Origin of the sequence: Paenibacillus sp. 23TSA30-6 (genome assembly GCF_014858585.1) — a bacterium.
GTDB lineage: Bacteria > Bacillota > Bacilli > Paenibacillales > Paenibacillaceae > Paenibacillus.
This window is the reverse complement of the sequence record NZ_SLTL01000017.1, coordinates 66,253-91,069: the sequence shown is the minus strand read 5'-3', so window position 1 is coordinate 91,069 and position 24,817 is coordinate 66,253. Positions and strand designations below refer to the sequence as shown.

At 46.7% G+C, this 24,817-nt stretch carries 24 protein-coding genes, 1 pseudogene and 1 riboswitch; of the genes and pseudogenes, 12 read left to right on the top strand and 13 right to left on the bottom strand.

Annotated elements, in window-relative coordinates:
- Positions 1-30: 30 nt before the first annotated feature.
- Both E0698_RS16560 and E0698_RS16555 read right to left on the bottom strand, forming a co-directional pair.
- Positions 31-1,461, bottom strand: coding sequence for a sensor histidine kinase (locus E0698_RS16560; RefSeq protein WP_192512251.1), 1,431 nt, complete (start codon positions 1,459-1,461; stop codon positions 31-33).
- Positions 1,461-2,135, bottom strand: coding sequence for a response regulator transcription factor (locus tag E0698_RS16555; protein ID WP_192512250.1), 675 nt, complete (start codon positions 2,133-2,135; stop codon positions 1,461-1,463). The genes E0698_RS16560 and E0698_RS16555 overlap by 1 nt, the downstream gene beginning before the upstream one ends.
- A 152-nt stretch (positions 2,136-2,287) precedes the next feature.
- Here E0698_RS16555 and E0698_RS16550 point away from each other — a divergent pair, with 152 nt between their 5' ends.
- The gene (locus E0698_RS16550) at positions 2,288-4,051 is read left to right on the top strand and encodes an alpha-glycosidase (RefSeq protein ID WP_192512249.1); all 1,764 of its coding nucleotides are present in this window, start codon (positions 2,288-2,290) and stop codon (positions 4,049-4,051) included.
- Between the two features lie 138 nt (positions 4,052-4,189).
- Complete coding sequence (locus E0698_RS16545) at positions 4,190-5,566, top strand: tetratricopeptide repeat protein (RefSeq protein ID WP_192512248.1); 1,377 nt, start codon at positions 4,190-4,192, stop codon at positions 5,564-5,566.
- A 79-nt stretch (positions 5,567-5,645) separates the two neighbouring features.
- On the opposite strand, the gene E0698_RS16540 is transcribed toward E0698_RS16545, so the two are convergent.
- Positions 5,646-5,798 carry a hypothetical protein gene (locus E0698_RS16540; protein ID WP_187644946.1) on the bottom strand — a complete coding sequence of 51 codons (153 nt, stop codon included), beginning with the start codon at positions 5,796-5,798 and terminating at the stop codon, positions 5,646-5,648.
- Positions 5,799-6,072: 274 nt separating this feature from the next.
- Between E0698_RS16540 and E0698_RS26975 the strand changes: the two genes are divergently transcribed.
- The 5 genes from E0698_RS26975 to E0698_RS16525 all read left to right on the top strand — a co-directional run bounded on the left by E0698_RS26975 (position 6,073) and on the right by E0698_RS16525 (position 8,296).
- Positions 6,073-6,285 carry a hypothetical protein gene (locus tag E0698_RS26975; protein ID WP_238354032.1) on the top strand — a complete coding sequence of 71 codons (213 nt, stop codon included), beginning with the start codon at positions 6,073-6,075 and terminating at the stop codon, positions 6,283-6,285.
- Positions 6,282-6,659: an alpha/beta hydrolase gene (locus tag E0698_RS26970; protein ID WP_238354031.1), complete on the top strand. Its 378-nt coding sequence runs from the start codon at positions 6,282-6,284 to the stop codon at positions 6,657-6,659. The genes E0698_RS26975 and E0698_RS26970 overlap by 4 nt, the downstream gene beginning before the upstream one ends.
- A gap of 52 nt (positions 6,660-6,711) precedes the next feature.
- Positions 6,712-6,855 carry a MerR family DNA-binding transcriptional regulator gene (locus E0698_RS27505; RefSeq protein WP_337916311.1) on the top strand — a complete coding sequence of 48 codons (144 nt, stop codon included), beginning with the start codon at positions 6,712-6,714 and terminating at the stop codon, positions 6,853-6,855.
- Positions 6,831-7,100 carry a MerR family transcriptional regulator gene (locus E0698_RS16530; RefSeq protein WP_337916315.1) on the top strand — a complete coding sequence of 90 codons (270 nt, stop codon included), beginning with the start codon at positions 6,831-6,833 and terminating at the stop codon, positions 7,098-7,100. Before E0698_RS27505 ends, E0698_RS16530 begins: the two co-directional genes overlap by 25 nt.
- 92 nt (positions 7,101-7,192) lie before the next feature.
- Positions 7,193-8,296: a WG repeat-containing protein gene (locus tag E0698_RS16525; protein WP_192512247.1), complete on the top strand. Its 1,104-nt coding sequence runs from the start codon at positions 7,193-7,195 to the stop codon at positions 8,294-8,296.
- Between the two features lie 71 nt (positions 8,297-8,367).
- Here E0698_RS16525 and E0698_RS16520 read toward each other — a convergent pair whose 3' ends face one another.
- The gene (locus E0698_RS16520; RefSeq protein WP_192512246.1) at positions 8,368-8,802 is read right to left on the bottom strand and encodes a hypothetical protein; all 435 of its coding nucleotides are present in this window, start codon (positions 8,800-8,802) and stop codon (positions 8,368-8,370) included.
- Positions 8,803-8,833: 31 nt separating this feature from the next.
- Here E0698_RS16520 and E0698_RS27705 point away from each other — a divergent pair, with 31 nt between their 5' ends.
- A complete protein-coding gene (locus tag E0698_RS27705; RefSeq protein ID WP_443146917.1) occupies positions 8,834-9,034 on the top strand; it encodes a CysS/YqeB C-terminal domain-containing protein in 201 nt (66 codons plus the stop codon).
- Positions 9,035-9,057: 23 nt separating this feature from the next.
- On the opposite strand, the gene E0698_RS16515 is transcribed toward E0698_RS27705, so the two are convergent.
- Entirely contained in the window at positions 9,058-9,723 is a 666-nt protein-coding gene (locus E0698_RS16515) for a methionine ABC transporter permease (protein ID WP_044646264.1), read from the bottom strand.
- Positions 9,720-10,742: a methionine ABC transporter ATP-binding protein gene (locus tag E0698_RS16510; RefSeq protein WP_192512245.1), complete on the bottom strand. Its 1,023-nt coding sequence runs from the start codon at positions 10,740-10,742 to the stop codon at positions 9,720-9,722. The genes E0698_RS16515 and E0698_RS16510 overlap by 4 nt, the downstream gene beginning before the upstream one ends.
- A 383-nt stretch (positions 10,743-11,125) precedes the next feature.
- On the opposite strand from E0698_RS16510, the gene pdaA reads away from it, so the two are divergent.
- Together pdaA and E0698_RS16500 are read left to right on the top strand one after the other, a co-directional pair.
- Positions 11,126-11,923: a delta-lactam-biosynthetic de-N-acetylase gene (pdaA, locus tag E0698_RS16505; protein WP_134911448.1), complete on the top strand. Its 798-nt coding sequence runs from the start codon at positions 11,126-11,128 to the stop codon at positions 11,921-11,923.
- Positions 11,924-12,061: 138 nt separating this feature from the next.
- Positions 12,062-12,315, top strand: a pseudogene (locus E0698_RS16500) (HAD family hydrolase); the annotation flags it as partial.
- Between the two features lie 11 nt (positions 12,316-12,326).
- Here the strand turns inward: E0698_RS16500 and E0698_RS16495 are convergent.
- Complete coding sequence (locus E0698_RS16495) at positions 12,327-14,027, bottom strand: glycoside hydrolase family 13 protein (RefSeq protein ID WP_192512244.1); 1,701 nt, start codon at positions 14,025-14,027, stop codon at positions 12,327-12,329.
- A 219-nt stretch (positions 14,028-14,246) separates the two neighbouring features.
- On the opposite strand from E0698_RS16495, the gene E0698_RS16490 reads away from it, so the two are divergent.
- Positions 14,247-15,338, top strand: a complete 1,092-nt coding sequence (locus tag E0698_RS16490; protein WP_192512243.1) for a hypothetical protein — start codon at positions 14,247-14,249, stop codon at positions 15,336-15,338.
- A gap of 266 nt (positions 15,339-15,604) precedes the next feature.
- Here the strand turns inward: E0698_RS16490 and E0698_RS16485 are convergent, their stop codons facing one another.
- The 4 genes from E0698_RS16485 to E0698_RS16470 all read right to left on the bottom strand — a co-directional run bounded on the left by E0698_RS16485 (position 15,605) and on the right by E0698_RS16470 (position 20,076).
- Positions 15,605-16,393 carry an SDR family oxidoreductase gene (locus E0698_RS16485; protein ID WP_149096059.1) on the bottom strand — a complete coding sequence of 263 codons (789 nt, stop codon included), beginning with the start codon at positions 16,391-16,393 and terminating at the stop codon, positions 15,605-15,607.
- Between the two features lie 18 nt (positions 16,394-16,411).
- Entirely contained in the window at positions 16,412-17,569 is a 1,158-nt protein-coding gene (locus E0698_RS16480; RefSeq protein WP_192512242.1) for an SMP-30/gluconolactonase/LRE family protein, read from the bottom strand.
- A gap of 31 nt (positions 17,570-17,600) precedes the next feature.
- Positions 17,601-18,614 (bottom strand): zinc-dependent alcohol dehydrogenase family protein, encoded by a 1,014-nt coding sequence (locus E0698_RS16475; protein ID WP_192512241.1) that lies wholly within the window; start codon positions 18,612-18,614, stop codon positions 17,601-17,603.
- 400 nt (positions 18,615-19,014) lie between these two features.
- Positions 19,015-20,076, bottom strand: coding sequence for an EAL domain-containing protein (locus E0698_RS16470; RefSeq protein ID WP_134911454.1), 1,062 nt, complete (start codon positions 20,074-20,076; stop codon positions 19,015-19,017).
- A 633-nt stretch (positions 20,077-20,709) separates the two neighbouring features.
- On the opposite strand from E0698_RS16470, the gene E0698_RS16465 reads away from it, so the two are divergent.
- A complete protein-coding gene (locus E0698_RS16465) occupies positions 20,710-21,438 on the top strand; it encodes a PBECR4 domain-containing protein (protein WP_238354030.1) in 729 nt (242 codons plus the stop codon).
- Positions 21,439-21,606: 168 nt separating this feature from the next.
- Here the strand turns inward: E0698_RS16465 and E0698_RS16460 are convergent, their stop codons facing one another.
- Both E0698_RS16460 and E0698_RS16455 read right to left on the bottom strand, forming a co-directional pair.
- On the bottom strand, positions 21,607-23,712 hold the full coding sequence (locus E0698_RS16460; protein ID WP_192512240.1) for a bifunctional 2',3'-cyclic-nucleotide 2'-phosphodiesterase/3'-nucleotidase: 2,106 nt from the start codon (positions 23,710-23,712) through the stop codon (positions 21,607-21,609).
- A 222-nt stretch (positions 23,713-23,934) separates the two neighbouring features.
- The gene (locus tag E0698_RS16455; RefSeq protein ID WP_192512239.1) at positions 23,935-24,369 is read right to left on the bottom strand and encodes a pyridoxamine 5'-phosphate oxidase family protein; all 435 of its coding nucleotides are present in this window, start codon (positions 24,367-24,369) and stop codon (positions 23,935-23,937) included.
- 266 nt (positions 24,370-24,635) lie between these two features.
- A riboswitch (TPP riboswitch) is annotated at positions 24,636-24,745 on the top strand.
- The last annotated feature ends 72 nt before the right edge of the window (positions 24,746-24,817 follow it).

Sequence of the window (24,817 nt, the reverse complement as noted above, 5' to 3'; positions counted from 1 at the left end):
GCCAAGTTTAAAGCCAAGGGAACTCTTAGTTTAAGTTTTGTTTAAGAAACGGATTTGTGTCCCGGCGGATGAACTGACAATATCCCTCTCCAGATTCATTTCACGGGCCAGTAATTCTGTAATCGCCAAGCCAATCCCGGCTCCTTTTTCACTGGATTGCTGCTCCATTCCCGGTCCTTTATCCGCAATGACTAATGCCTCTTTCCCGTTAAGTTCCTCTACATGGATACCAATATATCGGCCTGAGGCAGCATGGCGAACTACATTTTGAAAGAGATTGTCCAGCAAACGGCGGAAGCCCTGCTCATCGACCTTCCACACGATACTATGCTCAGGCAAGTCGATATCCACCTCCAAATCTTCCTTCTCCCAAACCGGATACCAGCTGGCCGCACATTCCCGCACCAGCCGCAGGATATCACGCGGTTCGTTATTCAATGTATATTTGCCGCTGGAAAGAAGATTATAGGCGAGCAGGTTGTCGATCAGGCTTCCGAGGTCTTTTAACTTGTTTTCCATCAGTGTAATAGACTGCCTTCCCCTGTTACTCAGGTTTTCGTCGTCCAATGAGTACAGATGGCTGCGCACGACGGTAAGCGGTGTCCGGATATCGTGTGACAGATCGGCGACCAGCCTTTTTCGCAATTCTTCCTCTTGGCGCTCACGTCCTCGACTCTCGGCCAGTTGCTCAACCATCTGGTTGAACGCTTCCTCCAGCTTGCCGATTTCATCCGGTCGTCCGGTGCTGACGAAAATGGGTAATCCATCCTCTCCCCTCTGCGACATGGCTGCCTGAAGCCGCACCAGTCTGCGCCGAATGCCTCCAAAAAACAGGAGAGATACGAATATAAATGCTGCGAGTATCAGTAAAATAAAAAAGAGATAGTACAGTGCCATGCTATTGTCCGTACGCGACTGATCAAAAAACGAACGAGGAACTTTCAATACCATATAGCCCTGATCGGCGTTCTTCTGGCCACCACCAATAAATGCGACTACAGTAAACGGCCCCTGATAGCTTGCTTGTTTCATGAATGTAATAGCTTGCATCGCGTCCCAATGCTCTGGAAGGTCTGGTTGTGTCGGCAACTCCAGCCTTGTTTTCCCCCCTGCATCCACCCAAAATATCTGTGAATCGGGAAACGTATTTCCCTGTATTTTTTTTAAATGGGTTGAGATTTGCTCCGGGGTGGCTCCTTTTAAGGCTACAGCTTCACGATGCCAGCTATCTTCGGTCCGTGAACTGGAGAGATAATGTGAATTTGCAGGCTTCATATCCGTAACCCAAGCAGACAAGACACTACTTACAATTAACGTAGCAGGCAACATAATCGGCAATAGCATCATAGCAACCACAATAATGACCAGATAGCGGAACAACAGTGAACTGCGAAACCGACCTCCCTGACCTGGCCTGGAGCTGCGACGCAACCTCGCCCAACTCTTGCGCGTCCTGCTCATTATGCTTTCACCCGATAGCCTACGCCACGGATCGTCTCAATGATGCGGGGAGTGGCAGGATCAACCTCCAGCTTTTCGCGCAGATGTCGAATGTGGACCATTAAGGTTTTGTCCCCGTCGATATACGGATCGCCCCACACGGCTTCATACATTTGCTCCTTCGTCATAATCTGGCCCAAATGCCGCAGCAAATAAGCAAAAATATGATATTGCTTGCCTGTCAGCGCAATTTCTTCCCCGGTATCACGGTTCACAATACGGTTATCGGGAAGGTACACTGTCAGATGTCCCAACTGCAAGGATTCCTCGGGCACCGTACCTGATCGACGCAGCAAAACCTCCATACGTGCAATCAGCTCGTCCGGGTGAAAGGGCTTCGTCACATAATCGTCGGCAAAATCCAGCCCTTGCAGCTTATCGTCAATGGAGGTTCGGGCGGACAGCATAAGAATCGGAAGCTCCGGCCGCTCCTTCTTGAGCCTTTTTCCAATCGTAAATCCATCCAGACCGGGCAGCATCACATCCAGAATCACAAGCTGGCATGTATGGGATGCTTCCACAGCTCCATCCCCGCTGCGCAGCCACACCACAGCGTAATTCCGCTCTTCCAAATACCGATGCATCCAAGCGCCGATATCCTGATCGTCCTCGATGTATAACACATTTGTTTTCATTCACGCACACCTACTTATCGTTTTTCTTTTATAGTAATGGGCATTATAGCATTGATGGTACATAACCCGCATAAAAAGGTTAATAACTACCTTATACGACATATGCTATATGATTTCAAATTCTACTGCTTGCAAAATAGGAGGAATACCATATGCTGCTGGAAGCGATATACCATCATCCGAAGCGCAATTGGGCTTTTGGTTATGATGATGCAACCCTATTTTTACGGCTTCGTGTGAAGAAAAATGACCTGACCGCTGTACACGCTCTAACCGGAGACAAATACGACTGGGATCGCACCCGACAGCTCATTCCGATGTCCAAATTCGCCACCGACGGCAGATTTGATTACTACGAGTGTACCGTAAAGCCCACTCATCGCCGGCTGAAATATGGATTTTTGCTGGAAGACGAAGAAGAACAACTATGGATGAACGAGAACGACTTTACCACCCAAGAACCTCAAAATGCAGACGGCCTGTTCCAATACCCGTTTTTGAATCCAATTGATATTCTCAAACCACCTGCATGGGTGAAGGATGCGGTTTTTTATCAGATTTTCCCGGAACGCTTCGCAAACGGTGACCCCTCTATTAGCCCGGAAGGTACCGAGGCATGGGGCGACACGCCGCAAACCGACAATTTTTTCGGCGGCGATCTACAGGGGATCATAGATCATCTGGACCACCTGAACGAGTTGGGGATTAACGCCCTGTATATGACTCCTGTGTTCAAGGCGACGACCAATCATAAATACGATACTGAGGATTATATGGAGGTGGACCCGCATTTTGGGGACAAGGAGACGTTAAAAAAACTGGTGGATGCCTGCCACGACCGGGGAATCCGGGTACTGTTCGATGCAGTGTTTAACCATTCGGGACGTACCTTTAAGCCGTTCGTGGACGTACTGGAAAAAGGCGAAGCCTCCCCTTACAAGGACTGGTTCCACGTACATAGCTTCCCGCTGGAAGTCGTTGATGATACACCGACCTACGATACCTTCGGGCTGGAGCCGATGATGCCCAAGCTGAACACCGAGCATCCCGAGGTGAAAAAGTACCTGCTGGATGTGGCAAAATATTGGATCGAAGAGATCGGCATCGACGGGTGGCGGCTGGATGTGGCAGATGAGGTGGATCACGCCTTTTGGCGGGAGTTCCGCACCACGGTCAAACAGGCTAACCCGGATGCGTACATTCTGGGTGAAATGTGGAATGAATCGTCTGAATGGCTAGAGGGCGACCAGTTTGATGCGACGATGAATTATCCGTTCACTTACGCGGTGAATGATTTTTTCGTCAAAAAAGAAACCGATGCCCAAAGCTTCGCTTTTGCTATTGGACGGCAGCTGGCCCGCTATCCGCAGCAGGCCTCTGAAGTGGCCTTCAATCTGCTGGATAGCCACGACACGCCGCGCCTCCTGACGCTGTGTGGCGATGACAAGCGGCTGATGCGGCTGGCCGCTCTGTTCCAGTTCGCGTACATGGGCGCGCCCTGCATCTATTACGGTGATGAAATCGGTCTGGATGGAGATGCCGATCCAGGCTGTCGCAAGTGCATGGAGTGGGACCCTGACAAGCAGGACCGCGAGCTGTTCGACTTTTACCGCAAGCTGATTGCGCTGCGTAAGGAGCACCCGGCGCTGCGTGCCGCGGGAAGCCTCACTTTTCTGGAGGCAGAGCCGGAGGGCACATCCCTCGCCTACGAACGCAGCAGCGAGGAAGAGGTGCTGCTCGTGCTGCTTAACCGTTCCGGTAAGAGCCACGTGTTTGAGCTGGACATTCCCGAGCAGGAATGGGAATTGGCTTTTGGCGAAAGCCAGTGGTCCGCAGGAGCGAAGGGCTTACGCGCTGAGCTTCCAGCCTATGGCTACGCCGTGCTGAAGGCAGCGCCTGCGAAGCGGGTGGAATAGACGCTCTCCTTTTAATAAACGGAGTAGTCTCATCCCTTGAGGCCACTCCTATCTATATACAAACATTCCCAAAACGGTGGTATAATATATTCAGATAATCGCTGATTTAGCATCCGGATTGTGAAAGGGGTGGTTCATTTGGAACATACAACCACGATACGCACAGAGCTGGAGCAATTCATGGCACGAGAAGACCTAAGCATTATCCAATTTTGCGAAATGGCGGATGTAGAAACGGAAACAGTCCATGCTATTTTGGGCAAAAAAATGCCATTCTCGGTAGAGCAACTGGATCGGGTTACATACGGTATGCGACTGAATCCAGGCCATTTTTATGAGCATTACATCGAAGAATATCTGGTCGAATCCTTACCTGATTGGCGTCACATTAAACCTTTTTTATACCGATGTGAAGAACTGGGCAAGCTGGAGTGTATTCGGCAAACCAGCTATTTATGGTTGGATAACACGAATTACGCCCCTCTGTTGTTCGAAGTAGCTGAGGATTTTTTCATACATGACAAACATGCCGCCGCAGCCCTGCTCTACAAAAATATCGTCAAAAGGGAGGGAGGCCGACGTTCAGAACGACTGGCCTTGTGCCAGTATCGCCTGTTTATTCTTGGGCTGGGACCCGATAAAGAACAAAACGTCGATGCTGCTAACCGGGTTTTTCCACTTTTGGATCAGCTTGATGATATAGACCGACTTGACGCATTAAGAGAACTGGCGATTGCCTATATCCAAAGGAAATTGTGGGATTTAGCCAAGGACCTGGCTCAGGATATGGACGATGAGGCTAATTTTCAATACCTTCTTATGCACCAGCCCAATATGGTTAATCAGGAACCACTCAAAAAGCCACAAAGACCGATGTTCTTTTATATGGCCTACTCTAACTATCTTCGTGCGAATATTTGCGAGGCCCAGGGAGACTACAAGCAAGCGCTACAATATACGTACGCGTATGCTGATCTAAGCTGGGTGAAGGAAACGGATGAGGAAACACAATACTGGCTGAACAAATGCAAAGAATGGGCACGCTCCAGTATATTTTTATATAAAATGCTAACCGGAGATGTAAGCGCTATTTTGGATTATGTTACATGCATTGAGGCTTCACAAACGGAGCTGATACCGGGTTTATTTAAAATCGTCAGAGCTGCCAATCAGCAGGATATCAAGGTAGATTATTTTCTTAAAAAGTTCGAAACAGACATTACAGCCTTTATGGCGCGGGAAAAAGCTATCGTTACGTATACGTACAAGATCACGCCAGATTTATATATTCTATTTCTGCATGAGCTGGCTCACTATTATTTAAGCAGAGGAGCCTTTGACCTTGGCTTTAGCTATTTAATCGACGGCTTGGACAAATCCCTGGAAGTCGACAATAAATCGTATACAATCAAATGTATAGGGCTATATGAACGTTTTCGCTTATTTGCTTCCCGTGAGACTGATGCAGAGTATAAGAGGTTAATGACCGGAATGTACTTGAAAGATGATGAATAGCATGCTTTCAGGCTAAACTCAAACAACGCGCGCCGATTATGTACTGGTACGCGTTGTTTGCATAGCTTTTTTTATCTGATTACTTATTTTGAATATCTGTTCTTACGACCCCGACATCAGAAGCATTGATAGAAATGGGGTTGCCACCTTGTCCTGTCTGAGCTGAAGAAGATTGTTTGACGTCTACCGAAATTCTTTTATTTTTAAAACCGCTTCGTCTCTTTCTTCCCAAAACAATTACCTCCTTAAAATACATTGATTAAATACATTGATTTTCCTTTAAATCTCTCATTTGCGAGTCCCCTGTTCAGACGGATATAAACCATCCTTGAGTCGATCTCAACTGCGAAGAGATATGTTATATGAATATGCTAGAGTAGGAGAAGTTGTATCGGCGAATAGCAGATCATAGAGAAAAGAGGCTACGGATTGAAAAATATTAGGTGATTGACCTTGTAGTATACTTCAACGTTTATGCTTGATCTAAAGGATGGAGGTCTTACATCATGAGGACACTTGAGATCGCTGTGCTGCTGCATGGAATTATGAGTCATTTTCGCTTGCAAATGCTTCCGACCTATCTTGTTGCATGGATACTTATCATCGGATTCATCCTTAGAATTACCAGGAACCCATCTAAAGTGCGCATGTATTGCCTGCCTTCTCCCTCCCTGAACCGACGGGGAAATATGCCATTGGCACCATTTCGCAGCATTTGACCGATCAAAGCCGTGACGAAACCCTCAGTGCGACACCGGGCGACAAGCGGGAATTGATGATCAATGTCTGGTATCCTGTTGATCCCGATGTAGCAAAGCAAAAGCCGAAAGAGCCTTACCCTGCTGAGCTGGGAGAAGCCATCAGTCTTGTGTTCGGGATACCGAAGCAACTGTTCAGTTACCTCACAACGATTCCTACACACGTCGTCCAAGGTGCAGAAATATCAAACGCTGAGGCAAAATATCCGGTGCTGCTGTTCTCACCCGGTATCCGTTCTACCCGATTTCAGAGCATGACGGCTGTGGAGGAACTGGTGAGTCATGGCTATATTGTAGTGTCGTTCGATCCCACATATACGAAAAAGAGATCATAACTGTTTCTGATATAAAAAGTAGCAATTTTACTAGAAAATCGGAGGTTCAGGCATGGAGGGAATGACACGGGGCGAGCTGTCACAGCGTACCGGATTGAGCATGGCAACCATTCGTTATTACGAGAATAATGGTGTTTTGCCTGCTCCCAAGCGGCTGCGAATGGATACCGTATATATACGGATGACTATCTGGTAAAGATCAAGTTTATTAAAGATGCCAAATCCTTAGGATATTCACTTAAGGAAATACAAGAAACGCTCCAACTGCTCAGTCAGGAGATGGACAAAACCACATTGAGGGAAATTGTTCAAAAAAAGATTGTTGAGATTGAAGCCCATATAGACACGCTGCATACCCTGCAATCGTTACTGTTGGGCTTGCTTAAAACCCCTCAGACCGATATCCAAAACTATTTGAAATCATTTCATATCCCTGAATAAAAAACACAGTATAAAGAAACTTATTTACAAATTGTTCGTCTATATCCATGGAATTATTTTCTATAAAATGGAACCCATGAAGGAGCATTGAAATGAAAAAAAAGTTAGCATTAGCTTTACTACTGTTATGTACTGCATTCACAACGACGAGCACAGGCTTCGCATCTAGCAACACGCCAACTCTTGAAGTTTCTCAAACACCTCTCGATTATAATATGGTTATACCTGAAAGTGACGGGAACTTTCATGATGGCTTGTTATTTGCGGAACAATCCAACGGCTCGCTCGTGTACTATAACGCGAAAGGGAAAGAAGCCTTTACCCTTCCCGACTATATTTCACCTGTCAGCGATTTTAACGAGCAACGTGCGCTGGTTAAAAACAATAAAACGAATTTGTACGGCTTCATTAACACGAAAGGACAACTGGCTATTCCTTGCCAATATACAGATGCAGCTAATTTCTCCGAAGGCTTGGCCCACGTAATAACAGCAGATAACAAAAGCGATTTCCTCATCGACCGAACAGGAAAGACCGTTACCCGTTTGACGCAAAAATATAGTTCAGATTATCATTTCACATATGGCTTGGCTTTGGTATACAATCCAAAAGGCGATAAAATCGGGTTTATCAATAAAAAAGGACAATTAGCTATTCCTTATCACTATGCCACTTCCCGTGGATTTTACGAAGGGCTGGCTCTGGTTAAAAGCAGTAAAGGAATGTATGGGTACATTGATACGACAGGGAAAGTTGTTATTCCTCTGCAATATAAATCCGGGGGCGATTTCTCCGAAGGGCTGGCTGCCGTGCAAAACACCAAAGGTCAGTGGGGCTTTATCAATAAGCTGGGAAAGAACGTTATTCCTTTTCGGTATACGGATGCAAATTATTTTAGCGAAGGTTTAGCCGCTGTTTATAATCAAAACGGCAAAGTCGGTTTCATTGATCCCAAAGGAAAATTGGTCATTGTTTATCAGAAATATACCCGAGCCGAGTCTTTCAAGGAAGGCATTGCCCTCGTGGGTGTTGGAACGAATTCTGACGGTAAGTTCGGCTACATTGACCGCCAAGGCAAGCTGCTGACCAAACTTCAATATTTGAATATATCCTCTTCTTTTGCAAATGGCTACGCCGTGGCATCGAAAGAACAGGGTATTGCATTTCTCCTTACCAAGCACTTACCTTCAAAGTAAATCTTATAACTCAAAGGTGCGGAAAGCATAAAGCCGCGCCTTTGAGTTGTTTACTGCTGCTTTCAGCCTAATTAATCGTGCGTATAAAATTTTACTCCTGGCAGGTCTGCCGCCTTCCACGACCAATTGATCGTTTTACTGTTAAAATTAGAAGTACCTGCCTGTGCAACCTGTACTTCTTTCAATGCTGTAATGGATGAGCCTTTAGGTCTGACCACCACCACGTGACCATGACCTGTCTCTTTTTTGATACCGATTGTTGGATAACCGAGGTTGGCCCTTTTTTGAGCGTCGCTGAATGTGACAGCATACCAACCGGGAGCTTTTTTATTACTCAATGCATCTGCCATTTCATTAGCTAAACCACCAGGCAGGGCGGCCGACATCTTCTTCATTACATCTTGTGCAAATTCGTTACAATGACTAACACCCCCCTTAGGTAAATAATTGGATTCAACATTTAAAGAGTCAATTGCTGCTGCATAGGTTTTTGCGGTTCTTTCCATATTTGTTTCCCCCTAAAATAGTATTGAAGAGATGCGATGGAGTCGCTGTACATCGGAATGGCTCCACATTCATTGGATGTCAGCATCATTCCCCCCCACTAATATAAGTAACTACAGACCTTCCCTAACAACCGCAAGTCAAAATATAAGAACGATCTTTGCTTCTCTCCACGTGCCGGGCTTTGTCGTCCGCGACGAAAAAACCCGCCAATATTGGCGGGTTCACAACTAAAGTCCATAAATTCATTATAAAAATCAACCCCTGCGTACTTTACGGGACAATAGGTTACCCAAGGACTGAACAACTTGTACAAATACAACAAGAATTACGACGGTAATGAGCGTAACGACCGTATCGAACCGCTGATAACCATACGATATCGCCAGATCGCCAATCCCGCCCCCTCCGACTGCGCCTGCCATGGCAGTGGCTCCAATCAAGCCGATTGCGGCTGTCGTTAACGACAGAATGAGGGAACTGAACGCTTCGGGGAGCAAGAAGTAACGAATAACCTGAAAAGGGGTCGCTCCCATCGCGTCGGCTGCCTCCAATATGCCTGGATTAACCTCCAACAGCGAATTCTCGACCAGTCTGCCGATATATGGCGCAATATAGAAAATCAATGGTACAATCGCCGCGCTGGTTCCAATCGATGTATTCACAATCAGACGCGTCAACGGAATGATCGCTACCAGCAATATGATAAACGGCAAGGAACGAACAATATTAATGATCGGATTAAAAATGCCATAAAACCATTTGCTCTCCAAAATCCCGCCCGGACGGGTAATGACCAGCAAGATACCGATAGGTATACCGATTAATGCGCCAATGAACAGCGAGATACTGACCATGAGCAAGGATTGATATAAAGCCTCCCACAGTTGATCCCAGGTTATAGAGGTTCCTGTAATCATCATATGGCCTTCACCTCCTGAATGTTGACCCCTCTACTCTTGATAAAATCAACAGCCTGCTGGACAGCATGCTCCTCCCCGCGCACCTGGATTGTCATATAGCCAATGGTCGTCTCTTGTATTTCCGTCATATTGGCAAACAAAATATTGACATAGACCTCATGGTGCCGTATCAATTCATGAACCACCGGCTCGGAAGCAGCCTGTCCGATAAATTCCAGCTTGTAAATCCGCTGTGCTTCTTGCTGTTCGAACGTTTGCAGTACACTATCCGGCACCGTATCGTGAATAACCGTACGCACAAAGCTTTGCGTTGTCGGGTGCTGTGGCTGTCCGAATACCTCCAGCACATTGCCTTGCTCGATGATTTCACCCTTTTCCATCACAGCCACCTTGTTGCAAATCCGCTGAATGACTGACATCTCATGCGTGATGATCAGAATGGTGATCTTGTATTCCTTGTTGATTTTACGAAGCAAATCCAGAATCGACTGCGTGGTCTGCGGATCAAGTGCCGAAGTGGCCTCATCACAGAGCAGAATGGAAGGGTTGCTTGCCAGCGCCCGCGCAATGCCGACACGCTGCTTCTGTCCGCCGGACAGCTCACTCGGATAGCTGTTCGCCTTATCGGACAAGCCTGTGAACTCCAGCAACTCTTTTACCCGTTGCTCAATCTCCCGTTTGTTGCGCTTGAGCAGCACCAGCGGAATCGCAATATTGTCGAACACCGTTTTCGACTCCAACAGATTGAAATGCTGAAAAATCATTCCGATCTTCTTCCTTACCTTCCGAAGCCCCGATGTCGAATAAGTATTCAACCGCTCTCCTTCGACAAGAACTTCCCCGGTGGTGACCTTTTCGAGACGGTTAACCAACCGGATCAGCGTACTTTTACCTGCGCCGCTGAATCCGATAAAGCCAAAGATATCACCTTTATCCACTTTGATATTTATATTTTTTAACGCTTCTATGCTTAAGCCTTTTCTTACATAGGTTTTGGATACATTTTTGAGTTCAATCATTACTGGGAGCCCCTTCCGTTCCGACCTCTATTAATTCGTCCTCCAGACCTGTCAATGCGGATTCTGCCAACGCTAGCAACAAACGTACAGGTCAATTTTTGCTTATATCCAAATCCGAGTAATGAAGTATGTTTTAAAAAGTATACTACTTGGAATTAATATTCATGTCAATATGAGTTTTTTAATACACATTATCATTTACGTTCCTCTTCTATGAATTAATATCATACATATCTCATCAAAAAACCAAGTTTTAAGATTAGAGGGAATTACAGTCACTCTTCCCATTAATTCATATTGCATAAAAAAGAACCGTTTTGCAGAATCTATGGAATATGCATACACACCTTACCCGAACGGGACGGAGAAACGGAGGAACATAGATGAAGCGAATATTTGCCTTATGGTTATGCACTGCGATGGTTGGCATGTTGGTAGTTACGAGTCAACCCGCACTAGCTACGCAGGCTGTTGACGGACAGCCTTATCATTTTGGATTTAAAAAAAGCAAAGGAGGCGAGCTGCCTTCCATCGCGCAAGAGGGCTTTATGCACCTGATCGAAAGACAGGGAGGCATCTTTCTGGGAGATACGACCAAAAAAGAACTGTATCTCACCTTTGACAACGGCTATGAGAATGGATTTACCCCCAGAGTGCTGGATGTATTGAAGGCTAAAAAAGTCCCGGCTGCCTTCTTTGTGACTGGGCATTTTGTAAAAGACCAGCCTGCCTTGATGCGCCGTATGGCCAGCGAAGGTCATATCATCGGGAACCATTCGTGGAGCCATCCTGATATGAGTACAATTTCTTCGGCACAGATCCGGTCGGAACTAGATAAGGTACGAAGCGCGTCGGCCGAATTGACCGGACAAAAAGAAATGAAATACGTCCGACCGCCACGTGGCATTTTTAGCGAAAAAGCCTTGACTTCCTGCCGGGAAGCCGGATATACAAGCGTATTCTGGTCTGTGGCTTACAAGGACTGGGATACGAATATCCAGCAAGGTACAGACTATGCCTATCGTCAGGTCATGAATCAGCTCCACCCCGGAGCGGTCATTCTGCTCCATTCCGTGTCCAAGGACAATGCCGAAGCGCTTGGTTCTATCATTGACGAAGCTCGCAAGCAAGGGTATGAATTCAAAAGTCTGGACGACCTTAAGGTCAAGCATTACCACTAGAGAAGCATCTTAATCCGGTAAGTCTTGTATGTACTAGCCCGATCCCACTGCCTGGTATAGACAGTGGGATCGGGCTTTTTACTTTACGTTCAAAGAAGGGTTTGTATATAATAGATCGGACAAATATTTGGAGGACCCTCGGCCCGGCCGATCCGCGACATGCTGCCTGTGCTTCCTGAACGTTTTCATTCCTATGCCCTGATTGCGGGAACGGTTCACTGATAACTGTGACTCATGTGAAAGCCTTCTTGCCGGAAGTGGCGGAAGCCCTGCTTGCACTCCTGGAGGAACATCAAACCGCCTATCTGATCGACAGCGATTGGGATTATGCCTATACAGGCGCAGCCAATCACCCTATACTCAACAATCTGGATATCGGCAAGCGGGCGCAAAAAAAGCACGCCTATTCCAAGTTTAACTTATACACTCTGGCTTCATAAGGACGCAGCTTCAGGGCGTTCAGATTCTCCCCTTTTACCGACTCGTAGTTGGACAGAAGCAGCTCTGCTTTGGCGGCAGGATAGCCCTCCTCCTCAGGCCAGTGGAATACCGGGTTACGACCAAAAAAGTTCAAAATAACTAGCAGCTGCTCCTTCTCCAACGTGCGGGTAAACACATACAGCTCGGTATCCAGCGGCAGCAGCAGCTTATATTCACCATAAACGATTACCTCAAGCTGTTTACGCAGGGCAATCAGCTTGCGATAATAGTGAAAAATCGAATCCGGGTTATGTCTTTCCGCTTCAACGTGGATATGCGTGTAATTATCGTTGATTTTCATCCACGGCTCTCCATCGGTAAACCCGGCCGCACGCCCTCCATTCCACTGCATGGGTGTCCGCGCATTATCCCGGCTTTTTCTCCAAATTGCCGCCATAATCTGCTCTTCCGGTTCGCCCAGCTTCCGCTGCTGCTCATAATAATTCAATGTCTCCACGTCCCGGTAATCATCAATCGACGAATACGCGATATTCGTCATGCCGATTTCCTCGCCCTGATAAATGTACGGCGTACCTTCAAGCATATGTGTGAAGGTTGCCAGCATTTTGGCCGACTCCACTCGGTACTGTCCATCATTCCCGAATCGTGAGAGGGCGCGCGGCTGATCATGGTTGTTCAGATAATTCGCATTCCACCCCTCCTGATGAAGCACCGTCTGCCATCGACTCATAATTTTTTTTAACTCTACCAGTGTCCACGACTTGGATTTCCATTTTTCTGTTCCCTGTCCCTGGGCATCTATAAACATGTGTTCAAACTGGAAAACCATATTCAGCTCATGCCGCTGATCTCCCACATAATCGAGTGCCTGTTCAGGACCCAAACCCGATGTTTCACCGACGGTCATTAAGGGGTACCGCTCCAGCACTCTTTCATTCAGCATGCGAAGAAGCACATGCACTTGTTCCAAATTGGAAAAGAGCTGATAGGCCCGTACCAATGTCCGCTTCTCGGGATTATCGGCATCCGGCAGCCCTTCGGCTTTGACAATATGGGCTATGGCGTCAAACCGGAAGCCATCGACTCCCTTTTTCAGCCACCATTCCACCATGCGGTACAATTCAGCGACCACTTCTTCATTGTTCCAGTTAAGATCCGGCTGATGCTCGGAATACAGATGCATGTAATATTCGTCTGTAAGCTTGTCATATTTCCACACAGAACCGGAAAAATACGATTCCCAATTGTTTGGATATCCGCCATTTTTGCCTGTTCGCCATATGTAGTAGTCCCGTTTCGGATTATCCTTGGACGAGCGTGATTCCGTAAACCACGGATGCTCATCCGATGTATGATTTAAAACCATATCCATCATAATTTTAATGCCTCGTTCATGCGCCTTGTGAAGGAGTTTATCAAAGTCTTCCATTGTTCCGAACTCATCCATAATGGCATAATAATCGCTAATATCGTAGCCGTTATCATGATTGGGTGATTTATACACCGGACAAATCCAGATGACATCAATGCCCAACTCACTCAGATAGTCCAGCCTGGACAGAATGCCTCGCAAATCTCCTTTTCCGTCTCCGTCCGAATCCTGAAAGCTAATCGGATAAATCTGATACACAACGGCTTCCTTCCACCATATCTTTTTAGGCATGTTTCCCTCCTGTAGCTTCTCTGTACATCCAATAGCATATGCTCTTAACATACACGCAATACCTGCTGGCGAATCGTTTGTATGATGGGGAGAAGGGAGATTGAAATAACATTTTTAAAAACAGGTTGTAAAAGTTACTCCGGCGTTACCTATAAATATGAACCGCCCTATCTATGAACCAGAAGCGGTCCCATTCTCTAAATCAAAGGAGGAAGTCACATGAACCATCGCCCGAAAGAACCAAAGGATCTGATTGTGGAGTCGGCTGTGATCCCGCCGAATATCAATGTGGATGTGGAATCAGCCACCGAAGGAGGAAAGCGCCGCCTGATGCTTAGCGATAACCCGGAGACGCTCACCCCCGTGACTGTACCTGACCGGCAAGCTACCCTGTGGCATGACGTGGTGCGCACGACAACCCGGACGGTCAAGCATCGCATTTTCGGCTGGCATTACAACAAAATCGGCGGACCCGTCAAACTGGGCATCACCGTAGAGAACAAAAGCGATGCTGCGCTGGAAGTACGTCATATCGAGCGAGCTCTTGAGATTGCGCCTGAGGATGGTAACTGGATTATGGATGTCGGGCAGTCGATTGCCAAAAGCTGTTTGGCCGGTACGATGAAGCGCTTGAAGCCAGTAGACCGTCATAAATTTGGCAAAGGCACAGCGCTGCTGGAAGAATTCGAACTTCCCGAGGGGTCCCTTGCCGGATTCACCTATGACTTCACCGTAGAATATGCCGAAGGCCACGGTACGCTGGATTATGTCATTCGCACTGTGGTCAGCAAGGATATACAGACCGACCTGCGCGGGATTCATGCGGAGCCGCTACCACCCGTACCACCGCCGCAGGCACATCCGCGTGGTGCATGGTCCTTTTCCGAAACGAACGCGCGGATGCCGGAGTACGTGGTCGGGCAAAGTGCCAACTACCGGACATGTGCCACCAAAAAACTGGACGGTAAGACTCCCGCCGATCTGCTGTTTACCGGGACCCGCAGCGAGTTGGGCCCTGCACTTGATAACCGCGGACAATTCGGTGTTATCTATAACGCAACCATTCCCATCGTTAACGATGATGACGAGGAACGTACGGTCCGCATCTACGCCAATCCGCGTGGCGGAGCGTTCGCCGGGTCTGTGCGTGTGGATGATCGTGTATATGGTATCCCTCTGCTACGAGATAATACCAAGGTATGCCGATTGGCTGATATCAGCGTCCCTCCCGGCAGATCCAGCTATTCTCTCAGCTTCATGGTCGCCGGCAGTGCAACTACGCCGCTAGGTCTGTACGTCATTACACTATAGCTGTGCTCACGATGACTGGATGAGCGAACGTGGGGCCAAAATTTTCACAGGATATGGTCTGCTCTATAGTAAATGGAGCTGTCACGCTTCGTCATTAATGTAAAAAAGCGCGAGTGCAAGGGTTATTCCCCCCTGTAGCTCGCGCTTTTTGGTTCATGCTCACCCAATTGAGCAGGTTATGGTCAAGCGAAGGCACGTAGTCCTCTTCGCCGCCATACCGGCATCGGCGATGACCATACCCGGTTTGTGTCAGAATAAATATCGCTCTATTTGAACCGCTGGACCTGCCTCGAAGGCATAATGGTCAACTCTGGAATATTGACATGCTCCGGCTGCTCCAGTGCATAAAGGGCAGCTTCTGCAACATCATCGGGATGCAGCGGCAAAACGCTCGAAGCAAACGCCCGAATTTCCTGCTCGGGATATCCGGCCACCTGCGAAAATTCCGTCGCCACCGCCCCGGGGTGAATCGCAGTTACACGAATTCCTTGTGTACTGGTCTCCAAACGCAATGCGGAGGCTATGGCGCTAACGCCGTACTTGGTAGCGCTGTATAGTCCTCCTCCGGCAACCACTTCCTTCGCTGCAATAGAGGAGACAATGACAACATCCCCCTTGGCCTGTTCCCTCATTGGCTGAAGCCCGTACTTCAGTGTCAGGACAAGACCGTGCACATTCGTCTTGTAAAGCTCCTCCCATCTTTCCAGATCCACTTCTGCCAGTGGGCTTCGATACCCGAAGCCGGCATTGGCAACGATAATGTCAAGCCGCCCCCAGCGTTCAAGAATGGCGTGCACCGCCTGCTGTACGTCTTCCGCTTTTTGGATATCGGCAGGTATTGCCATGACCTCGTACAATTCCTCTTGGTGCAAGTCGCGAACCAATTCGTCCAATCGTTCCTGACGGCGGGCCAATACAGCTACATACGCGCCTCGCTTTGCCAGTTTTTTTGCAATCGATGCCCCAATGCCGCTGCTTGCGCCTGTTACCAAAGCTACTTTCCCGGCCAGGCTTTCCTTCGCTTTCCAGGATAATTTCAACTCATCCAATATCATGTTAAACCCTCCCCAAGCTTATTTGGTTAAAAGCACGCGATGAACACCCTGGCTGCCTCCAGGAGCTGTACCTATATATAAATATCCGTCATGGTTTACAGCCGTGGTTACCCCATAAAGCGAGCCTTCAGGATCATGCCAGCTTCCGATGAGTTTACCCTGCGGATTAAGCTCCACAGCAAGCCCATGCTTCACAGGTGCGCTTGCACCGCTGAGCAGCGATTGAGGCAATTTGGCCATCATTCCAGCCAGCCACGGGCTTCCATGCATCTGATCTACAAAGGGAATACGTGTCGTGAAGAGACCGACCCAGAAATGGCCTTGATCATCACGCGTAATGTTATCCGGAAAACCGGCGAGATTATCCGCAAAAATATCCGAAGTCCCCTTCTTCGGCCCTTTGAGCCAGTATCGGGTCAATTGGTAGTGATACGACTCTGCCACAAGCACAAAATCTTCGTCCGCAGACAAGGCAACCCCGTTCGCAAAATAAAGGCCTTCCAACAGAACTGTCGTCTGCTTGGTCGCCGGATCATATTTCAGCAAACGTCCATGCGGCTTGTTCTCGGCGATTTCTTTGAAGACTACACTGCCATAATTGGAGGTGTCAGAAAAATAAATGGTACCATCTTTGGCAATATCCAGCTCGTTGGCCAAATAGATCGGTGTGCCGTCGACTTGATTGGCCAACACCGTCACGTTTCCGGAAGGATCTACCGACAGCAGCCCCTTCTTAACATCCGTAACGATCAGATTTCCACTTGCGTCAAACATAAGTCCATTGGGCGTTCCTTTGGTATCTGCATATAGCTGGGCCTTTTGCGGATTGCCCTTTGTATCAAAGGCAACCTTATAAATTTTCCCGTCGGAGTCTCCCGTATATAAATTTCCTTTCTTGTCAAAGGTGATAAATTCCGGAAACTTAGGAGCATCTGTAATAAGCTCTGCGGAGCTGAGTTTATTGTTTTGTTGCCATGGCCCCGCTTGTTCAAAAGAGGGGGCCGAAGGTGCAAGCCATTTTGCAGGCTGGACAGGGGAAGGGATGAGCATAAAAATAACCACTCCCAGAAGGATTACCGCCAGCAGCGATAATCCGGTTCTGCGTACCCATTTACGCGGTTTCTTATTCTTTCTTCCTTGAGAATCTTTGACAGACAAATCAGGTTTACTGGGCATTAGAGTGCCTCCTATGTGATGTGAATAATATTTATATTTGAACGACGATTTTACCGAAATACTGTTTTCCTTCAGCCAAAAGTGCGAAGGCTTCGCCGATTCGGCTGAGCGGGAATACCCTGTCGATGACAGGATGTAAACGATGGTGGGAAATGGCGCGATTCATGTTTTCGAAATATTCCCGGTTACCGACTTGGCTGCCGCGAATCGTCGCAGCCTTCTGCAAAATGCTGGTGACATCGAACTCAGGAATGGTCAAGCCCGATAAGAATCCGACCATGCTCACTGTCCCTCCGGTACGAAGTGCATTGATGGATTGCGCCATTGTTGCCGCTCCCCCTACATCCAGGACATGGTCGACTCCGCCGCCTGTCAGCTCCAGGGCCACCTTATCCCACTCGGGAACTTCCGAATAGTTGATTGTCTGCCATGCGCCGAGAGCTTTTGCCCGTTCCAGCTTGTCATTGCTGCTCGATGTGATAATTACCCGTGCTCCCGCCATCAGAGAGAATTGAAGCCCAAAGATGGAAACACCGCCTGTTCCTTGCAAGAGCACCGTATCCCCCGCTCGCAGCCCGCCGGATTCCATCAGCATGCTCCATGCGGTTAATGCCGCAATCGGCAAAGTGGAAGCCTCCTCCCAAGAAAGGTGATCCGGAATGGCGACGACCCCTTCTTCATGCAGAACGATATATTCAGCCGCCACTCCACTGAGCGGGCCTCCCAGACTGTCCTTTAATACCTCCGCTCTCGTGCTCCCGCCAATGAATTTCTGTTGTAAATTTCCCGCTACCCTTTGTCCAATCTGAAATTTTGTCACCCCTTCGCCCACAGCCACAATTTCACCCGCTCCATCGGATAACGGAATGAAGGGAAATTGAATGCCGATCGGCATTACTCCATTGAGTATGACCAAATCTCGATAATTTAGGGACGCTGCCCTTATGCGGATCAGAACTTCCAGCCGTCCCGGCACCGGTATGTCAAGTTCCGTCAAGGTTAACTCTTCAAAGCCAAAACCGTTTTTCAGTTGCACTGCTTTCATTTTGGTTGTCCTCCCTGTAATGTTAAACTTTTTACCTAGTATGGATACGGTGTATTACGCAAGAAACACTGTTTCTTATATAATACACTGTATCCAATTGTATTCAAGACGTCAATCTTTACTTTAAAAATAAAAACGGTCGTAAACTGCTTCCGGGCTTTTAACGTTCCTTACCAAGTAAAATTGGAGACTGGGTGGCTTCGCTTGTCCAGAACTTGCTCAGGTGGGCAAGCATAGACCAAAAAACGCGAGTTGCAGAGGTTTTTTCACCCCTGCAACTCGCGTTTTTTTACATTAATGGTGATATAAGCGCTGTCCAATAGAATTGGAATTTGCTTATGCAACAGCCTTATTCTAGCTCCAATTTTTATAAACTACGTCTCCTTAAATTTGTTCCTGACTATATTACGCTACTAAGCATAAAATTGGGGGGCGGACTCGACTCCGGCTTGCCAAACAAATAACCCTGCGCCAGGGACACACCTGCTTCACGACAAAATTCAAAATCCTCCATCTGTTCAACGCCTTCAGCCAGTACCTGGCCGCCAAAACGAGAAGCCGATTCCACGATCCCTGTAATTTGTCGCTTCTGATCACTGTTGCGATAACAGCCATCAATTAAACTGCGATCAATTTTGACATAATCCGGCTGGAGACAGTTCATCAGCTCTGTCGTAGAATAACCTGCCCCCACATCGTCCAGGGCAACCGAAACTCCTCGATTGCGATATTGATCAAAGATATGATGCAAAAAATTAAGGTCGTCTATCTCTTCCGTTTCTACGACCTCAAATACAAAATCCTTCCTATTCATGGATAACCGATCAATCGTCTCAAAAGTGTGATTCAAGCAATAAGCCGGATTATAAATGGTGGAAGGGAGAAAGTTAATAAAACGTTTAATTCCCGCTGAAAGACATGTTGCACTTTTTTCAATAGCGGAAATACGAGCCGAGCGATCCAGATGAGCATGCAAGCCAGCTTCACGGGCGATTTCAAACAGCCGGAAAGGCTGAAAAGGTCTCTCTGCATGTGACGGACGCAGCAAAAACTCAAACCCGATAATATTCAGCTTGTGGTCAACAATAGGCTGCATATGGCTGGAAAAGCTTTGATCCGCAATAATGTCCATGACATTCGGATGCTTGATTCGGGCTTGCAGTTGGCTGAATGGAAGCCAATCCTCATACCCTTCGACATGAAACGTTCCGGTCACCACAACCTCCATATGTAACAACCATTCCTTCGGCAGAAGAGCCAGTCTGTCCATCCATTGCTCCAGCTCTAAAGGACTGTCATAGCGAAACGCAATGTCGTCCTCGCTCCCTTGTTCCTGTTTCATTTGTTCCGACAGCATACCCAAGTTGTCCAACGCTTGAGTAAGCGACACCCTGGAATGCCTGATTTTTAGCAACCCCTGGTCCTTAATAGGTAATATGATGCTGCAATTGCTGCAAGTCATAATGGTCCTCCTCGGAACAATTTTCCGGTTTTTTCACCATTATATCACAAATAACTAGAACAAAAGTACTATGTAATTACGTGTTTTTACAAAAAATAAGGTTATTTTCGGCTACAACCTAGGACTTAAGTGTATATTCGACAAAAAATAAAGTCTTTTGAACTAATATTAAGGAGTGTTTAAAAATTAATCACATCATTGATTAAACTTGAAATAATTTTTCTGGGATATAACCTCTGCCTATTTTATTTTTTAGAACAACTCTCCGTTGGCAAAGAGGATATTTTACGTTATAATGTAGATATTAATACGTAGTCGTGTTTCTTCCGAAACCGAGCTGGATAAGATAGCATCCGGTACCCGACGGGCGGGTCTTATAAATACCTTGTTTACCTTAAAACGGCTATCACATCAACTTTTATGGTTTCACTGAAACACAAATAAATTACGTCGCGTTTTTTAGGAAACCGAGCCGGACATTGGTGGCGTCTGGTACCCGACGGGCGGGTCTTATAAATACCTTGTTCATCCAAAATGTGCCGCCATTCTTTAAATATGCAAGCTCTGATGGGATACATCAGAGCTTTTTTTGTGACATTACAACTATACATATTAAAGGACAAGGAAAAATAAATGCTTGATTTGACAACGCTACTCAGCTTAAATAAAAAACCAAATTTCGCAGACATTGACTTACCAGTTCTGCGAGAGCTATTTTATAAAGAACTTTATCCCTACACATTTGAATTTATCTTAAGTACGGGGGAAACAATTACGCTAAAGTTTGACTTAAATAAATTTTGTCACTTGGTTGGCATTGAAAAGACTGCAAAGCAACAACGGACTCTACGTGGAAGACAGTTAAAAGAATACAAAGGTATGCGAGGTCTAAATAACATCTTTAAAGGAGTATTAAATAAAGCCAGTATACGTAACTTAGGTGTCAATCTGAATCCTATGAAAGATAAAATGCTTCATTTTTATTTTTTACCTCGTCTAATGAATACAGGTTCTTTGATGATCAAGTATGTTCCAAGTACTACAAGCGCTTTATCATGCGAGTTCTTTATCTATGATTTGCATTCACCAGACAATGCATACATCCAACTTGGATTACAAAAAGAATGGCATGGCAAGTGGTATTATCCAGAATCATTTTTAGTCAACCGCATAACAGCGGCTAATCCTACGAACAAGCAGGCTGCTCCACCAAGCCACACTGTTTCGATTGTAGCTCGGCATAGATATGAACGCGAAGAAAAATCAAGATTTAAAAAGAAACGATTATTACACCAACGCCGACGACGTACAACAAGACGATCTAAGCATAATGTAACACGCATTTATAAAAGAGCTACTTAAGGGAAATATAAGTTTTGTCCCATTTCAAATACACGTTCAGTCCCCTCTCCACCAAATCACTTCATTACCTAAATCCTTAAAATTAAGGGAGTGTCAACATCTAGTAATAGCTGTTGACACTCCCTTTGAAAGATATAAATCCCGTTTTACACATTACATTTGAGAAACTTATTTGGAAGCCTTTGGCTTGGTTGTTTTAGCTGGTTTAACCACCGCAGGTTTGGTTGCTTTTACGGCAGGCTTCGCTGTTGCTTTCGCTGGAGTCACGGTTTCCTTTACAGGTGTCGTTGCTGCATTGGGCTTCGCGCCAGCTTTAAGACTATATTTAGCAAAGCCGTCAGCCGTGCTGCCGAGGAATGAAATCTGCTGGTTTCCGGCAAGCACGTCTTTAGCATCAGGCGAGGATTCGAAGGTAATCTTAGCCTCACCGAAAGGAGCAATAGACCAGTTGCCATCCGCAGACGGATTAATCGTTCCGTTCGTACGGATGTAATCAATAACGACCTGGCGGCTTTCGTCCGGTGCTGCCATCACAATACGTTTGCCATCTGGATTTGCCAGTTTGGATGAGGAAGCACGATAGTTGTTGGTCGCTACGATAAATTTCTGTGCAGGATCAATTGCTTTCCCGTTGTATTGTAAATCCTTGATACGATGAGCAGAAGGATCAATAACGGTTCCCTTGGCATCATATCGTGCAGGCTGAGTCACATCAACCTGGTAATTCACACCGTCAATGACATCAAAATTGTAGGTAGGGAAATCTTTGTTAATCAGCGATTGTTCCTCGGTTTTCTTTGGATCGATACGGTTGAACTGGCCCGCAGACCATTCCAGCCATTCCTGAATTTCAGCACCGGTAACTTCTACGGCCTGAACCGTGTTCGGGTACACGTACAGATCGGACACGTTTTTAATGGCTATCGTGCCTTCAGGAATGCTGGTATAATACTCGGCACCGTTTCGACCACCAGCCTTGAATGGGGCGCCAGCCGACAATACGGGAAGATTTTCGTATTCGGTCCCTTTAAGATGGTTTTGTACATACCATTTTTGTGCATTCGTCACAATCTGAATGGATGGGTCATCCTGCACTAATGCAAAATAACTGTTGATCGGTGCAGTCGTTGTTCCCACCGGTTGACGAACATAATCCAATGTTCCTTTATGTTCGTCCTGGACCGCCTCTGTCAGTTTGAATTCGGGTTTGATCTGTTGCACCGCTGGATTGGTAGTATTCACAACCGGGCGCACTTCCGACTGAGAGTTGGTTACATTCCACACGCGGTTTTTCTTTTCAAGGCTCAGGTCAATAATTCCCAGCTCCTTGCCCCATGAGGAAGCTTCTACAGCCGGTACGCCATTAATGGTTCCTTTATCCAGGTCTACACCGCCCATTCCTTTAAAATCAGGGCCGGGGAAAGATTTATGCGCGTGTCCAAATAAAATAGCGTTAATTCCGTCTACCTTGCTCAAATATTTAACGGCATTCTCCATCAATGGAGTTTGCGGTACATCCTCATAACCTGTGTGTGCCAGCACAATAATAATTTCAGCACCCTCGGTTTTCATTTGAGGAATAAACTTTTTCGCCGTTTCCACAATATCCTTGGTAACGACTTTGCCCTTCAAATTACTTTCATCCCACTGCGTAATTTGTGGTGTTACCAAGCCAATCACGCCCACTTTGAGTGAATGAACTTCACCCTTTTCATCCGTCACTTCTTTATCCAGAATGCGATAAGGGGTAAAATAATTTTTAGTACCTTGGCCCCCATCATCGTAATACACGTTCGCATTTACGTAAGGGAAATCAGCTCCCTTGAGCGATCTTTCCAAAAAGTCGAGACCATAGTTAAATTCGTGGTTCCCCACCGTAGCCGCATCATAGTCCATCAAGTTCATCATCTTGTAGACCGGATGGACACCGCCTTCTTTCTCGAAGGTTTTGCTTCTGGCCATATAATCACCCAGTGGATTGCCCTGCAACAAGTCGCCGTTATCGAACAACAGGCTGTTTCTCGTTTCACTGCGCGCCTGCTGGATCAGTCCAGCTGTGTTAATCAAGCCATATTCGTTCGTTTCCTTGTCCGCATAGTAATCGTAATTCATCAAGGCCGCATGAATATCCGTTGTTTCCATGATCCGCAAATTCACTGTAGCGCTATCCTTGGATTCGCTGGCAGCCCAAGACGGAGCGGCTGAAAACACCAGCATACTACAGGCTACGACGGCTGCTGTAAACCCTTTAAACCATTTTTTATGAAATAACAAAATATATCCCTCCTCATTAAGGTGTAGGCCTCATACACATACTTTTGCACATATATGTAAGTTTAGAACCCACCATTTCTATTTTAATCCAACGCGGGACAAAAGAGTAGTCATTTACCCTATTTATTTATGAAAAAATAATTAATTTTTCGCAAACATAAAAACCAGCAAGCCTCCCAAAAAACTCGGAGAATTGCTGGTTTTCTCATACTCTATCCGTTTCTATTTTTCCCACACCTGACGTCCGGTTTGCTTGCCCACATACTCAATTCGAGTAGGATTTACATCCAGAATGACATAATCGGGGTCATCCGGGCCAGAAAACCATTCCTTCAACGAATCATTCCACACTTGTTTGCGCAATCCCTCGTCAGCCGTTACACGGACAGTCGCCTCAACCTCTACGACTTCCTTTGTACCGCCAACCTCATAGCCCAGCAGCAGATAAGCGTTTGGGTTGTCCTTGAGCTCCTCCACCTTATGTGTTTTGCGATCTGTCGCCAGATGGATGTTCAACCCTTCGTTAAAAAGAGCCATATAGCGTACCTTCGGCTTGCCGCCCTCCACCGTACCCAACGAGCAAAATTTGTTGTTATCCAAAGCCTTTACAATGGCTTGTTCCAGTTGGCTGCGATCCAATGATTCCGTTTTACCCACGGTACAACAACTCCTTTTCGCAAATTAGAATTCCTTTGAAGGCCTATGCCATGATCCAACACCAGCTCATCAAACCATACCTGCGTAGCTATTCTGAAAAACAACTTTAAGCGATTGAATCATGGTCATTTTCAGAACAAAGCTCACAGTAAAAGTGTACCCTGTCGTTTGGCAAATGAACCGCCACTTCTTCCTATATGCTGGACAGACCCGCCTTCTAGGCATATAATCGTCGTAGTAAACCCGAATGAATAACCCATTCGACTATACAATGCCAGGGGTGCTGGAATCGGCCGGCTGAGAGTGTGTCCCAAGACACTGACCCTTACAACCTGATCTGGGTAATGCCAGCGTAGGAATGCTTAAGCAAGATGCGCCTTTTCTTTGACCAGGCCCATCCCTTACTTTGGTATATACATGCGCAAGCGTCCCGGAACATCGGGGCGCT